Source organism: Streptomyces sp. NPDC058751 (assembly GCF_042746485.1).
In the GTDB taxonomy this organism is placed as follows: Bacteria; Actinomycetota; Actinomycetes; order Streptomycetales; family Streptomycetaceae; genus Streptomyces.
Window position 1 is genome coordinate 96,801 of the sequence record NZ_JBHYPZ010000007.1, and the last position, 13,558, is coordinate 110,358.

13 protein-coding genes are annotated in these 13,558 nt (G+C 70.2%); 8 read left to right on the forward strand and 5 right to left on the reverse strand.

All coding sequences use genetic code 11. From position 1 onward, the window contains the following. The first annotated feature begins 30 nt into the window (after positions 1-30). A complete protein-coding gene (locus ACFW6B_RS09325) occupies positions 31-1,254 on the forward strand; it encodes a cytochrome P450 (RefSeq protein ID WP_386593711.1) in 1,224 nt (407 codons plus the stop codon). Between the two features lie 134 nt (positions 1,255-1,388). Then, positions 1,389-2,507 (forward strand): phosphoserine transaminase, encoded by a 1,119-nt coding sequence (gene serC / locus ACFW6B_RS09330; protein WP_386593713.1) that lies wholly within the window; start codon positions 1,389-1,391, stop codon positions 2,505-2,507. 201 nt (positions 2,508-2,708) lie between these two features. Here the strand turns inward: serC and ACFW6B_RS09335 are convergent, their stop codons facing one another. Further along, complete coding sequence (locus tag ACFW6B_RS09335) at positions 2,709-3,707, reverse strand: WD40 repeat domain-containing protein (RefSeq protein WP_386593714.1); 999 nt, start codon at positions 3,705-3,707, stop codon at positions 2,709-2,711. Between the two features lie 313 nt (positions 3,708-4,020). On the opposite strand from ACFW6B_RS09335, the gene ACFW6B_RS09340 reads away from it, so the two are divergent. The 5 genes from ACFW6B_RS09340 (at position 4,021) to ACFW6B_RS09360 (ending at position 8,541) form a co-directional block, all read left to right on the forward strand. After that, on the forward strand, positions 4,021-4,695 hold the full coding sequence (locus ACFW6B_RS09340; protein ID WP_386593716.1) for an SGNH/GDSL hydrolase family protein: 675 nt from the start codon (positions 4,021-4,023) through the stop codon (positions 4,693-4,695). Between the two features lie 80 nt (positions 4,696-4,775). Then, entirely contained in the window at positions 4,776-5,363 is a 588-nt protein-coding gene (locus ACFW6B_RS09345; RefSeq protein ID WP_386593718.1) for a Uma2 family endonuclease, read from the forward strand. A gap of 290 nt (positions 5,364-5,653) precedes the next feature. Further along, complete coding sequence (locus tag ACFW6B_RS09350) at positions 5,654-7,000, forward strand: FG-GAP and VCBS repeat-containing protein (RefSeq protein ID WP_386593720.1); 1,347 nt, start codon at positions 5,654-5,656, stop codon at positions 6,998-7,000. 128 nt (positions 7,001-7,128) lie between these two features. Next, a complete protein-coding gene (locus ACFW6B_RS09355) occupies positions 7,129-7,461 on the forward strand; it encodes a transposase (RefSeq protein ID WP_386593722.1) in 333 nt (110 codons plus the stop codon). Positions 7,462-7,548: 87 nt separating this feature from the next. Then, positions 7,549-8,541: an aldo/keto reductase gene (locus ACFW6B_RS09360; protein WP_386593724.1), complete on the forward strand. Its 993-nt coding sequence runs from the start codon at positions 7,549-7,551 to the stop codon at positions 8,539-8,541. 158 nt (positions 8,542-8,699) lie between these two features. On the opposite strand, the gene thpR is transcribed toward ACFW6B_RS09360, so the two are convergent. The 3 genes from thpR to ACFW6B_RS09375 all read right to left on the reverse strand — a co-directional run bounded on the left by thpR (position 8,700) and on the right by ACFW6B_RS09375 (position 11,642). Next, complete coding sequence (gene thpR / locus ACFW6B_RS09365; RefSeq protein WP_386593726.1) at positions 8,700-9,290, reverse strand: RNA 2',3'-cyclic phosphodiesterase; 591 nt, start codon at positions 9,288-9,290, stop codon at positions 8,700-8,702. A gap of 198 nt (positions 9,291-9,488) precedes the next feature. Then, on the reverse strand, positions 9,489-10,853 hold the full coding sequence (locus tag ACFW6B_RS09370) for an MFS transporter (protein ID WP_386593728.1): 1,365 nt from the start codon (positions 10,851-10,853) through the stop codon (positions 9,489-9,491). Positions 10,854-11,204: 351 nt separating this feature from the next. Next, positions 11,205-11,642, reverse strand: coding sequence for a MarR family winged helix-turn-helix transcriptional regulator (locus ACFW6B_RS09375; protein ID WP_386593730.1), 438 nt, complete (start codon positions 11,640-11,642; stop codon positions 11,205-11,207). 144 nt (positions 11,643-11,786) lie between these two features. Between ACFW6B_RS09375 and ACFW6B_RS09380 the strand changes: the two genes are divergently transcribed. Continuing rightward, positions 11,787-11,969 carry a ribbon-helix-helix protein, CopG family gene (locus tag ACFW6B_RS09380; protein ID WP_386593733.1) on the forward strand — a complete coding sequence of 61 codons (183 nt, stop codon included), beginning with the start codon at positions 11,787-11,789 and terminating at the stop codon, positions 11,967-11,969. Positions 11,970-12,003: 34 nt separating this feature from the next. On the opposite strand, the gene ACFW6B_RS09385 is transcribed toward ACFW6B_RS09380, so the two are convergent. Next, on the reverse strand, positions 12,004-13,455 hold the full coding sequence (locus ACFW6B_RS09385; RefSeq protein WP_386593735.1) for an NCS2 family permease: 1,452 nt from the start codon (positions 13,453-13,455) through the stop codon (positions 12,004-12,006). Positions 13,456-13,558 lie beyond the last annotated feature (103 nt).

Consider the following 13,558-nt stretch of genomic DNA (forward strand, 5'->3'; position numbering starts at 1 on the left):
CCCCACCCCAGCCCTTGGAGGCACCCCCGCATGACCACCGGTACCGAAGAGACCCGCATAGCCCTGGACCCCTTCGTCGCCGACCTGGACGGCGAGAGCGCCGCGCTGCGCGCCGCGGGACCGCTCGCCGCCGTCGAACTGCCCGGCGGGGTCCCGGTGTGGGCGGTCACCCACCACGCCGAGGCGCGCGCCCTGCTCACGGACCCCCGCCTGGTGAAGGACATCAACGTCTGGGGCGCCTGGCAGCGCGGCGAGATCGCCCCCGACTGGCCGCTGATCGGACTCGCCAACCCGGGCCGTTCCATGCTCACCGTGGACGGCGCGGACCACCGCCGGATGCGCACCCTGGTGGCGCAGGCGCTGACCCCGCGCCGGGTCGAGCAGATGCGGGAGCGGATCTCGAAGCTGACGGAGAGCCTGCTCGACGACCTCACCGGGGACGTCGTCGACCTGAAGGCCGACTTCGCCTACCCGCTGCCCATGTACGTCATCGCCGACCTCATGGGCCTGGAGGAGTCCCGGCTGCCGCGGCTGAAGGAACTCTTCGAGAAGTTCTTCTCGACCCAGACCCCGCCCGCCGAGGTCATCGCGACCCTCACGGAGCTGGCCGGGATCATGGCCGAGACGGTGGCGGCCAAGCGTGCCGAACCGGGCGACGACCTGACCAGCGCGCTGATCCTGGCCTCCGAGGACGGCGACCACCTCACCGACGCCGAGATCGTCTCCACGCTCCAGCTCATGGTCGCGGCGGGCCACGAGACGACGATCTCCCTCATCGTCAACGCGGTCGTCAACCTGTCCGCCCACCCCGACCAGCGCGCCCTCGTCCTGTCCGGCGAGGCGGACTGGTCGGCGGTCGTCGAGGAGACCCTGCGCTACGCGACCCCGACCTCCCACGTCCTCATCCGCTTCGCCACGGAGGACGTCCCGGTCGGCGACAAGGTGATCCCCGCGGGCGACGCGCTCATCGTGTCGTACGGCGCGATCGGCCGCGACGAGAACGCCCACGGGCCCACCGCGGGCGAGTTCGACATCACCCGCACCAGCAAGAACCGGCACATCTCCTTCGGCCACGGGCCCCACGTCTGCCCCGGCGCGGCCCTGTCCCGGCTGGAGGCGGGCGTCGCCCTGCCCGCCCTGTACGAGCGCTTCCCGGACCTGGACCTGGCCGTCCCGGCGTCGGAGCTGCGCAACAAGCCGGTGGTGACGCAGAACGACCTGTTCGAGCTGCCGGTCAGGCTCACCGCCGGGTGAACCGACCGGGCGTGACCGCCGACCGCCGCGGGGGCCCGTCACGGGCCCCCGCGGCGGTCGTGCCGTCAACACGCCCCGTCTCAGCCGACGGACCAGGTTTCACCGAGGTTTCCCGGAACGGCTAGTCTCCTGACGTGGCTGATATCCAGATCCCCGCTGACCTCAAGCCCGCCGACGGACGATTCGGCGCCGGCCCCTCCAAGGTGCGGACGGAGGCACTGGACGCGCTGGCCGCGACCGGCACCTCCCTGCTCGGCACCTCCCACCGCCAGGCCCCGGTCAAGAACCTGGTCGGCAAGGTGCGCGAGGGCGTGCGCGAGCTGTTCTCCCTGCCCGACGGATACGAAGTCGTCCTCGGCAACGGCGGCTCCACCGCGTTCTGGGACGTCGCGACGCACGGCCTGATCGAGAACAAGTCGCAGCACCTCACGTTCGGCGAGTTCTCCTCCAAGTTCGCGAAGGCGGCCAAGCTCGCCCCGTGGCTCGCCGAGCCGACCGTGGTCTCCTCCGACCCGGGCACCCACCCCGAGCCGGTCGCCGAGGCCGGCGTCGACGTCTACGCCTTCACCCACAACGAGACCTCGACCGGTGTCGCCGCCCCGGTCAAGCGGGTCGCGGGCGCCGACGAGGGCTCCCTCGTCCTGGTGGACGCCACCTCCGGCGCCGGCGGCCTGCCCGTCGACATCGCCGAGACCGACGTCTACTACTTCGCCCCGCAGAAGTCCTTCGCCTCCGAAGGCGGCCTGTGGATCGGCGTGTTCTCCCCGGCCGCGATCGAGCGCGCCGAGCGGATCCACGCCTCGGGCCGGCACGTCCCGGAGTTCTTCTCGCTGCCCACGGCGATCGACAACTCCCGCAAGAACCAGACGTACAACACCCCGGCGCTGTCCACGATCTTCCTGCTCAACGAGCAGCTGGAGTGGATCAACGGCCAGGGCGGCCTCGCCTGGTCCACGGCCCGCACGAAGGACTCCTCGACCCGCCTGTACCGCTGGGCCGAGGACAGCAAGTACGCGAGCCCGTTCGTGACGGACGCGGCCAAGCGCTCGCAGGTCATCGGCACGATCGACTTCGCCGACGAGATCGACGCCGCCGCGGTCGCCAAGGTCCTGCGCGCCAACGGCATCGTCGACACCGAGCCCTACCGCAAGCTCGGCCGCAACCAGCTCCGCGTCGCCATGTTCCCGGCGATCGACCCGGCGGACGTCGAGGCGCTGACGCACTGCATCGACCACGTGATCGAGAAGCTGTAACGGCGGAACCGACGGCCGAGGGGCGTCCGGCGCGCGCGAGCGTGCGGGGCGCCCCTTCGCCGTGCGTACGCACGGGCCGGGACCGTCGGCCGTCACTCTCACGGGCGATGGCAACCGGCCGCCGCGCGTACGGGCGATGACCGCCGGCCGTCACGCGTACGGGCCCCGGCCACCGGCCGCAGGGCAGGCCCGAGGGCGCGTTCAGCGGCGGCGCAGCAGCCGCTTGAAGCCGAGGAACACGGCGAAGAGGGCCGCGACCGCGATGGCGCCGACCTTCACCTCACCGCCCATCCCGTCGCCGCTCCCGTCCTCCGAGGCGGAACCGCCGCCCTTGGAGGGCGAGTTGGAGCCGGATCCCGCGGCGCCCGGCACGTCCTCCGGCTCCACGGTGCTGCCCGCGCCCTCACTGCCGTACAGGAGCTTCGATCCGTCGGTGGTGTAGGTGATCGACTCGCCCTGGCCCTGGAGGGGCACGTTGAGGCGCTCCAGGCGTTTGATGCGGCCGTCGTTCCAGGTGTAGGCGATGCCGCCGAAGTAGCCGCGCACGGCGAGCTGCCGGCCGTCGGGGGAGAAGGCGCCGTCCGTGACCCACAGGTCGACGGGGGCGATCGGCTTGAAGACGTTCGTCGTGCCCGCCGACAGCTCGGCGGGGCCTTCGTAGAGGTGGCCGCCGTCCTCGTCCTTGTCGACGATGTAGACGCGCCCGGTCTTGGGGTGCACCATCAGCGCCTCCGCGTTGCGGGGGCCGTCCGCGTACTTCACGTCGTACTGGGTGGCGCGGATCGTCTGGTCCTTGAGCACCTTCGGCTCGGGGAGCTTGTAGACCCACACGTGGTCCCACGAGCCGCCGAGGTTGTCGCCGATGTCACCGACGTACAGATCACCGTCGGGGCCGAGGGAGATCGCCTCGACGTCCCGGGGCGTGCCGACCCCGCTCATGGTGACCGTGGCGACGGTCTTGCCCGTACGGCTGTCGACCGCGTACAGGTACGCCCCGTCGTCGCTGTCGTTGTGGGTCCAGTAGACGCCCGGGTGGACGCGTGAGGCGGCGAGGCCGCTGGACTCCTTGATCCGGGGGTCCTCGATGGTGAATCCCCCGTCCCCGCCGTCGGCGAGGGCGGGCGCCGCCATGGCGAGGACGAGGGCCGCTCCGGCGAGGACTCCGGCGGCTCCGGACACGGACGAGTGCGATCGGCGCATGTCCCCAAGCCTGCCATCCCGTCGGACCGTTCACGCCGCCGCCGTCCACCGGAACCCGCACCCGGCGACGCACGGGAGGGGCCGTGCCGGCACACCGATGCCCGCCACCACGAATCACCCGCACCCGGGATCCGGCGCGAGGGGCCGTGCCGGTACATCGATGCCCGTCGCCACCGACGCCCACACCTCACCCGACGGCGACGGGCTGATGCACCGGCACGGCCCCGCCCCACCCACCGGACCGGGCGTCCGCGTGTCCAGCCTCACACCGTCCGGCCCCATGGCGCCCGGGCCGATCGTCCATGATGATCGGATGCTCAGGTTCATGCCCGTCGGCGACTCCATGACGATCGGTAGCGCGGGCGAACACACGTGGCGGTACCGGATGTGGCAGCACCTGCGCGCGACGTACGGGGGCCCGTTCAAGATCGTCGGCCCGCGCGAGGCGCTCTACGACAAGGCGACGGACTCCGCCGGCTCGTACGAGTACGCGGACCCCGACTTCCCCCGCGCCCACCTGGCCGGCTGGGGCGAGGGCTGGCTGCACATGGCCCCGCTGATCCGCGAGGCGGTCCGCGAGCAGCGCGCCGACGTCCTGCTGGTCTCGCTCGGCCTCATCGACCTCGGCTTCTACACCAACGCCGTCCAGACCGCCGACAACGTCCGCCTCTTCGTGACGGAGGCCCGCGCCGCGAACCCGCGCGTCCGCATGGTCCTGCTCCCGGTGATACCGAACGTCCGCGCCCAGGACGAGGCCCCCTTCGCCGCCGAGGTGGCCGCGTTCAACGAACTCCTCGCCAAGACGGTCGCCGACCTCGACGAACCGCGCTCCCCGCTGCTGCTCGCGTCCCCGCCGGCCTCGTACGACATCGCCGTCGACACCTACGACGGCACCCACCCGAACGCGAGCGGCGAGCACAAGATCGCGGAGGGGTTCGCGGAGGCGATGCACCAGGCCTGGGGGCTTGGAGAGGCGTACGAGGGCTGAACCCGTGACCGGGTGACCGTGCGTATCGTTGTACCGCGCGGCAGCTCTCACCGAGGGAGCGGCCGGGGAGGAACGCCACGATGACCGTCCTTGAAGACAGGATCGCGATGGCCGAGAGCGACAACCCGATCACGCTCGACAGCCTGTTCGAGCGACTCGAGAAGATGCCCGTCCCCGAGGGATACAAGGTCGAGATCGTCGAGGGGACCATCTCCATGTCGCCACAGCGGGACACCCACTGGGACATCATCCTGGACGTCGTCGAGCAGCTGCGCACCAAGTACCCCCGGCAGCGGGTGAAGTCCGACGTCCGGATCGACTACCCGGGACGGCTCAACGGCTTCGCCACGGACGTGACGGTGGTCGCCGAAGGTGCCGAGAAGACGGCGGGTGGTCAATGGCGCCATGAGGACGTCGAGTTCACCGCGGAGGTCATCTCCAAGGGCACGGCGACGAACGACTACGGCCCGAAGCGGATCGCCTACGCCACCGCCGAGGTGGCCGTCTACCTGATCGTCGACCCGTACCAGGGCAAGTGTCACCTCTTCACCCAGCCCAAGGACGGCGACTACACCTGCGAGACGACCGTGACGTTCGGCGCCGACCTCGACATGACCACCACCCCACTGGGCCTCACCCTGAAGACCGACGAGTTCCCGCGCGACTAGGGGGTGTTCTGAGTTGAGATCATGGGATCGGTCATTCCCGCTCCAGGAGGGTGCCGGCTGCGGTAGATCGGTCGCGTGACCCGTGGTGATCCGACCGACGCCGAGTGGAATCGATCGAGCCACACCTGCCGCCGGGGGCGTTCGGACCGCCCCCTGACCTGCACAGCTACCCGCCTACAACCTTTTCCCCCGTCCGACTGTCTTCTGATCATCAACCGCCCCTGTCTCTGTGGTCCCTGAGAAATCAATCGGCACAGGAGCGGTCGCACAGAATCATCAGGAGACACTTCATGCGCATTCGCCCCGCAGCCTGCGCGGCGCTCCTCGTGGCGTCCCTCGCCCCCGTCCTCACGGCACCTCCCGCCAGCGCGGCGGCGGCCAAATACGCGGACGACTTCAACGGCGACGGCTACCGCGACTACGCCAGCTACACCTACGAGCGGTACAGCAAGGGCGGCGGCGTCCGGATCACCTTCGGTACCGCCTCCGGACCCGGCACCCAGACCCAGTTGATCACCCAGGACAGCCCCGGTGTCCCCGGCGCCGACGAGACGGAGGACCAGTTCGGCGACGTCCGGGTGCCCGCCGACTTCAACGCCGACGGATACGGGGACCTCGCCGTGTCGGTGTCGCGCGAGGACGTCGACGGACGCACGGACGAGGGCGGCGTCGTCATCCTGTGGGGAAGCGCGACCGGCCTCTCGGGTGGCACCGCGATCCCCAACGCCGGCGCCAAGGTGTCGAACGCCCGCTTCGGCCGCGACCTCGCCGCCGGGGACTTCAACGGGGACGGCAAGAAGGACCTGGCCGCGATCAGCGGAAGCAAGGTCTACGTCTACCGCAGCATCACGCGCACCGGTGCGGCAGGCTCGGTCACCAGCCACGACAAGACGACGGAATTCGCGCCCAAGTCCCTGGTCTCGGGCAGCATGAACGGGGACTCCAAGACCGATCTGGTGATCATCGGAATCACCGACGAGCCCGACAACTTCGGCACGGACGCGTGGTTCATCAAGGGAGGCTCCCCGCTCAGCGCGGGCAAGACCCTGCGCCTCGTCACGGACTACGGCGACCCCGGCGAGGCGGTGATCGCCGACTTCAACAAGGACGGCTACGGGGACCTCGCGGCGGGCAGCCAGATGTACAACAACTACCAGGGCCGGGTGTCCATCTGGTACGGCTCCTCCACCGGCCCCGCTACCGCCGCCCGTATCACGCAGGCCACCACCAACGTCGCCGGCACCCCAGAGTCCGACGACCTGTTCGGCTCCTCCGTCTCGGCCGCCGACATCAATGGCGACGGCTACAAGGACCTCGCGATCGGCGTCTACGGAGAGAAGATCAGCCAGGAGACGACCGAGGGCGGCGTCCACGTCCTGCGCGGCAGCGCGAGCGGGATCACCGGCACCAACTCCCAGTGGCTCGCCCGCAACACCGTCGGCGTCCCCGGCGACGTCGCGTGGAACGACTGCTTCGGCGATCCGGTCCGCCTCCGCGACACCAACCGCGACGGCAAGGCCGACCTCTACGTCGGCGCCATCAACGGCTCGCTGCGCTTCCCCGGCACGTCGTCCGGCGTCACCACGACCGGTGTGACCGACGCCGACACCGAACTCATCTGGGGCATGCTCCAGTAGGCCCGGCCTCCCGCCCGGTTGCCTGGGGTTCGCCTCGTTCGTACGGGTGCGCCCGCGTCGGGGCGGCTCGCGCAGTTCCCCGCGCCTTCCCGCTCCAGGAGGGTGCCGGCTGCGGTAGGACCGGTCGCGTGCCCCGTGGGGACCTGACCGATGCCGAGTGGGAGTTGATCGAGCCGCACCTGCCGCCGGGGGCGTCCGGACCGATCCCTGACCTGCACAGCTATTTCAACGCGGTGATGTGGCGGTTCCGTACCGGCAGCCCTCGGCGGGATGTGCCGGACAGCTACGGCTCCTGGTCGACGATCTACGACCGGTTCCGGATGCGGGCGCGTGACGCGGTCTTCCAGCCCAGGACCAGGCCGGACGCAGTCGCCGACGACAAGGCTTACTCCTCCCGCGCCGACCGCGCCCACCTGCGCGGATCCATCCTCTGGTTACGCAGCCTGCCGGCCCTCCCGTGATCCCGACTCGGAACAGGCCGTAGAGCGCCCCGCCGTCCCAGGTTCCCCCTTGCATAGAGTGCGCTCCAAGTCGTTGGCTAGGTGCTCATGAAGTACACACAGCTCGGACGCACGGGGCTCAAGGTCAGCCGGCTCGTCCTCGGCACGATGAACTTCGGACCGCAGACGGACGAGGCCGACAGCCACGCCATCATGGACGCGGCGCTGGACGCCGGCATCAACTATTTCGACACCGCCAATGTCTACGGGTGGGGCGAGAACAAGGGCCGTACGGAATCGATCATCGGCGACTGGTTCGCCAAGGGCGGCGACCGCAGGGACCGGACGGTCCTCGCCACCAAGGTGTACGCGAACATGGGCGCCGAGGGCGACGCGTGGCCCAACCACGACAAGCTCTCCGCCCTGAACATCCGGCGCGCGGTCGAGGCGAGCCTGAAGCGGCTCCAGACCGACTACATCGACGTCTACCAGTTCCACCACGTCGACCGGTCGACGCCGTTCGAGGAGATCTGGCAGGCGATCGACGTCCTGGTGCAGCAGGGGAAGATCCTCTACGTGGGGTCCAGCAACTTCCCCGGCTACAAGATCGCCCAGGCCAACGAGATCGCCGCCCGCCGCGGCGGGACCATCGGCCTGGTCAGCGAGCAGTGCCTCTACAACCTCGCCGAGCGCCGCGCCGAGATGGAGGTGATCCCGGCCGCCGAGGAGTACGGGCTCGGCGTCATCCCCTGGTCGCCGCTGCACGGCGGACTGCTGGGCGGCGTGATCAAGAAGGAGGTCGAGGGCGGCCGCCGGGCGAGCGGCCGGGCCGCCGACGCCCTCGCCGACCCCACCTCACGCGCGCAGATCCAGGCGTACGAGGACCTGCTGGAGAAGCACGGCCTGGAGCCCGGAGAGGCCGCGCTGGCCTGGCTGCTGACCCGTCCCGGCGTCACCAGCCCCATCGTGGGACCGCGCACCGCGCAGCAGCTCGAATCGGCGCTGCGCGCGGTGGAGCTGGAGCTGTCGAAGGAGGTCCTCGAGGGTCTCGACGAGATCTTCCCGGGCCCTGGACCGTCCCCCGAGGCGTTCGCCTGGTAGCGGGACCGTCCCCCGAGGCGTCGGCCCCGTGGTCCGACAGTGCGTCCGGCGGCGGCGGTCGTTATCTGACCGCCGCCGCCATGGCCACGACGAAGAACATCAGCACGAGCACACCGGCCATGATCCGGTTACGGGTCTTCGGGTTCACGCCAACGAGGTTAACGGGCATTGGGCCCGGTCCCGTCGCCCGCCCCCAGCGGGCAGCTCGCCACCGTTTCGTATCGGGGCTGCTCACCGGGCACTCCCGACGTCGGCAGGTGGCTGCGGACGAGACACAGCTCACCCACCGTCCAGGGCTTCCCGGCGAACGCGTCCAGCACGGCGGTGTACGGCTCGAAGTCCGCGGAGCCGCGGCTGCGGGCCACCGTCAGGTGCGGCCGGTAACGGCGGTGCTCCTCCATCTCGACACCCGCCTTGCGGCCCGCCGCCTCCGCCCGGTCCGCCAGCAGCCGCATGGTCTCGACGTCCCCCGTGGCGCCCACCCACAGGGCGCGTCCGCCGAAGTGCCCGCCGCCGTGCAGGGACAGCGGGAACGGGCCGGTGCGGCGGGCGGCCCGCAGCAGCCGTTCCGTGAGGTCGGGGACGATGTCGTCGGCCACCTCCCCGTAGAACGCGAGGGTGAAGTGCCAGCCGGGGCGTTCCGTCCAGCGCAAGGCGTCCGCACCCGGCGTCCGATGCAACACGTCCACTTCCCGGGCCAGTTCACGCACCGCGTCGACAGGGGGCAGTACCGCCGCGAAGAGTCTCATGGGGCCAGCCTCCCAGGGAACGACGATCAGCACACGGGAGTACGCGGGGCGCGAGCATGCGGGGCGCGCGACGGCAGGAGGTACGCACGCGACGGCCGGAGGTGCGCGGGAGGCAGCCGGAGGTGCGCGGGAGGCAGCCGGAGGTACGCGGGAGGCGGCCGACCGTGTTCGCGGGCCGGCCGCCTCCGAGCCGCCCGGTCACCCCGCGGCGGCGAGCCGTTCCTCGCTCCGCGCACGCGGGACGAAGCGGATCCGGGGGCGGCCGTGGTGCCATCCGAGGGAGACCCGCAGACCACCCAGGCGGGCCAGGACCAGACCGACGACCGTCGCCGCGGCCATCGAGACCAGTCCGCCGAGCGCGAAGCTCACGCGGGGTCCGTAGACGTCGGTGACCCAGCCGACCAGCGGCGCGCCGAGCGGCGAGCCGCCCACGAAGACCATCATGAACAGCGCCATGACCCGGCCGCGCATGGCCGGGTCGGTGGCCATCTGGACCGCGGTGTTCGCGGTGACGTTCACCGTCAGTCCGAAGACGCCGATCGGGACCATCAGGAGCGAGAACAGCCAGAGCCCGGGGGCCGTGGCGGCCACTACCTCCAGCGCCCCGAAGGCCAGCGCGGCCGCGATCAGCACGCGCAGCCGGGCCGTGCCGCGCCGGGCGGCGAGCAGCGCTCCGGCCAGCGAGCCCAGCGCGATCAGCGTGTTGAAGAGGCTGTACGCCCCGGCGCCCGAGTCGAAGACGTCGTCCGCGTACGCCGACAGCCAGACGGGGAAGTTGAAGCCGAAGGTGCCGATGAAGCCGACGAGGACGATCGGCCAGATCAGTTCGGGGCGGCCCGCGACGTAGCGCAGGCCCTCGCGGAGCTGGCCCTTGGCGCGCGGTGCCCGCTCGACGACGTGCAGTTCGCGGGACCGCATCAGCATCAGACTCGCCAGCGGGGCGACGAACGACAGGCCGTTCAGCAGGAAGGCCCAGCCGGTCCCCACTCCGGTGATCAGCAGGCCGGCGACGGCGGGTCCGACCAGCCGCGCGGACTGGAAGTTGGCCGAGTTCAGGCTGACCGCGTTCTGGAGCTGTCCTGGGCCGACCATCTCGGAGACGAAGGACTGCCGTGCCGGGTTGTCGACGACGGTGGCCATGCCGACGGCGAACGCGGCGAGGTAGACGTGCCAGACCTGGACGTGTCCGGAGAGGGTGAGGAAGGCGAGCGCGAGACCGGTGAGGGCCATCGCCGTCTGGGTCACCAGCAGCGTGGGGCGCTTGGGGAGACGGTCGACGAGGACACCGCCGTACAGGCCGAAGAGGAGCATCGGCAGGAACTGGAGCGCGGTGGTCACACCGACCGCGGCGGAGGAGCCGGTGAGGCTCAGCACCAGCCAGTCCTGGGCGATGCGCTGCATCCAGGTGCCGGTGTTGGAGACGACCTGGCCCAGGAAGAACAGTCGGTAGTTCCGGATCCTCAGCGAGCTGAACATCGAGGAGGAGCGGCGGGGGTCGCGGGTGGCTGTGGAGTCGTGGGTGGCTGGTCCGGGGGCGGAGTGTGCTCCGGGTCCCGTACTCAAAAGGGCTCGCCTCCAGGGCAGTCGTGGACGTCGGCGCCGCGGGCGCGCCGACGCTTGCGGGAAAGAAGGACGGACCCTCCACCCTCCGAGAGCAGTGCTCCGGGCTGCGCTCGGTGCTCCGGTTCGTGATCGGCGATCCGGTTCGCGACCCGCGATCCGGGCCGAGAGCGGTGCTCCGGTCCGCGGCCCGTGCTCCGGACCGAGAGCACTGCTCCAGGACGTGATCGGCGATCCGGACGGTGACCACCGCTCCGAATGCGCCGATCCGAGATCAGCGCTCCGGACCGAGACCCGTGCTCCGGACCGAGACCGCCGATCCGAGCCCGGCGAGCGGAAGAGGTCCGTCGTCGGTCAGATGTGCGCCAGCTTCTCCAGGACGGGAGCGGCCTCGCGGAGCTTGGCCCATTCGTCCTCGTCGAGGGACTCGACCAGTCCGGCCAGGAACGCGTTCCGTCTGCGGCGGCTCTCTTCGAGCATCGCCTCCGCCTTGTCCGTCCGCGTCACCACCTTCTGGCGCCGGTCCTCGGGGTGGGGCTCCAGCCTGACGAGCCCCTTGGATTCGAGCAGCGCGACGATCCGGGTCATCGAGGGCGGCTGCACGTGCTCCTTGCGGGCGAGCTCGCCCGGCGTGGCGCTGCCGCAGCGGGCGAGGGTTCCGAGCACCGACATCTCGGTGGGGCTCAGCGACTCGTCGACCCGCTGGTGCTTGAGTCGACGCGACAACCGCATCACTGCGGAGCGCAAGGCGTTCACGGCGGCCTCGTCGTCGCCATGGGTTAGGTCAGGCATGTTCTTTAGCGTAACTCATTACTCTCGCTAAAGAACAACGGGGCCCCTGTGACACACGCCATTCGCCGCAGAGATCACTCATATGAGTGAGATTGCTCCGGAAAGTGACCCGAATCCGGCCGGAAAGCGGCGACCCTCGACTCCATGGGGACCAGCGTGCTCAGCCTGCGCATCGACGGGGAGCTGCTCGACCGGCTCCGACAACATGCCGCGAAACGCGGAATGAGCGTCCAGGACTATGTGGTCCGGACGCTCATTCGCGACGACTTCGACGAGCGGTTCCAGACCGCCGTCGACGAGACGGAGAAGTTCTACGGGGTCACGTGACCTTGCCGTGTACGGCCTGGGCCGTCGGAGCCGCTCAGGTCAGGCCGAGGGCCGGCATCAGGTAGTAGAAGGCGAACACCGCCGACACCACGTACATGGCGACCGGGACGTCACGGCCCCGGCCCGCCGCCAGGCGCAGCACGACGAAGGTGATGAAGCCCATCCCGATGCCGTTGGTGATCGAGTAGGTGAACGGCATCATCATCATCGCCACGAAGGCCGGGATGGCGATCGTGTAGTCCGCCCAGTCGATCTCCTTGACCGAGTGGGACATGATCAGGAAGCCGACCGCGATCAGCGCGGGGGTGGCCGCCTGGGACGGGACCATCGTGGCGACGGGGGTCAGGAAGAGGGCGACGGCGAAGAGCGCGCCGGTGACCACGTTCGCGAAGCCCGTGCGGGCACCCTCGCCGACGCCGGCCGTGGACTCCACGAAGCAGGTGGTGGCCGACGAGGAGGAGGCGCCGCCCGCGGCGACGGCGATGCCGTCGACGAAGAGGACCTTGTTGATGCCGGGCATGTTGCCCTCGGCGTCCGTCAGCTTGGCCTCGTCGCTGATGCCCATGATCGTGCCCATCGCGTCGAAGAAGCACGACAGCAGCACGGTGAAGACGAAGAGGACGCCGGTCAGCACGCCGACCTTGCCGAAGCCGCCGAACAGGCTGAACTGGCCGATCAGGCCGAAGTCCGGGCTGGCGACCGGGTTGCCCGGCCACTTCGGGGTGGTCAGACCCCAGGACGGGACGGTGGTGACGGCGTTGATGATCACCGCGACGACCGTCATGGTGACGATCGAGATGAGGATGGCGCCCGGCACCTTGCGCACGATCAGCGCGAGGGTGAACAGGGTGCCGAGGACGAAGACCAGGACGGGCCAGCCGTGCAGGTGGCCGTCGGTGCCGAGCTGGAGCGGGACGGTCGTCTGGGCGACGTCCGGGATGCGCGTGACGAAGCCGGAGTCGACCAGGCCGATCAGCATGATGAACAGGCCGATGCCGATCGCGATGCCCTTGCGCAGGCCGAGCGGCACCGCGTTCATGACGCGCTCACGCAGACCGGTGGCGACCAGGAGCATCACGATGAAGCCCGCGAGGACCACCATGCCCATGGCGTCCGCCCAGGACATCCGGGGCGCGAGCTGGAGGGCGACGACCGTGTTCACGCCGAGGCCGGCGGCGAGCGCGATCGGCACGTTGCCGATGACACCCATGAGAAGGGTGGTGAAGGCCGCGGTCACGGCGGTCGCGGTGACGAGCTGCCCGTTGTCGAGGTGGTGCCCGTACATGTCCTTCGCGCTGCCCAGGATGATCGGGTTCAGCACGATGATGTAGGCCATCGCGAAGAAGGTGGCGAAACCGCCGCGGATCTCGCGCGGAAGGCTGGAGCCCCGCTCGGAGATCTTGAAGAAGCGGTCGAGGGCGCCCTGCGCGGGCCGGGGCTCCGGCTCCTGCGGGGCGGGGGCCTTGGTGGCGGCCGAGGTGGACATGCGGGTCCTCAAACGTGCAGGGGAAGGGGCGTGATCGAGTCCGGTCGGCAGTCGTTCACCAACAGGTTCCCCCAGATCGCTGTTGGCGTTTCCTACGAATACA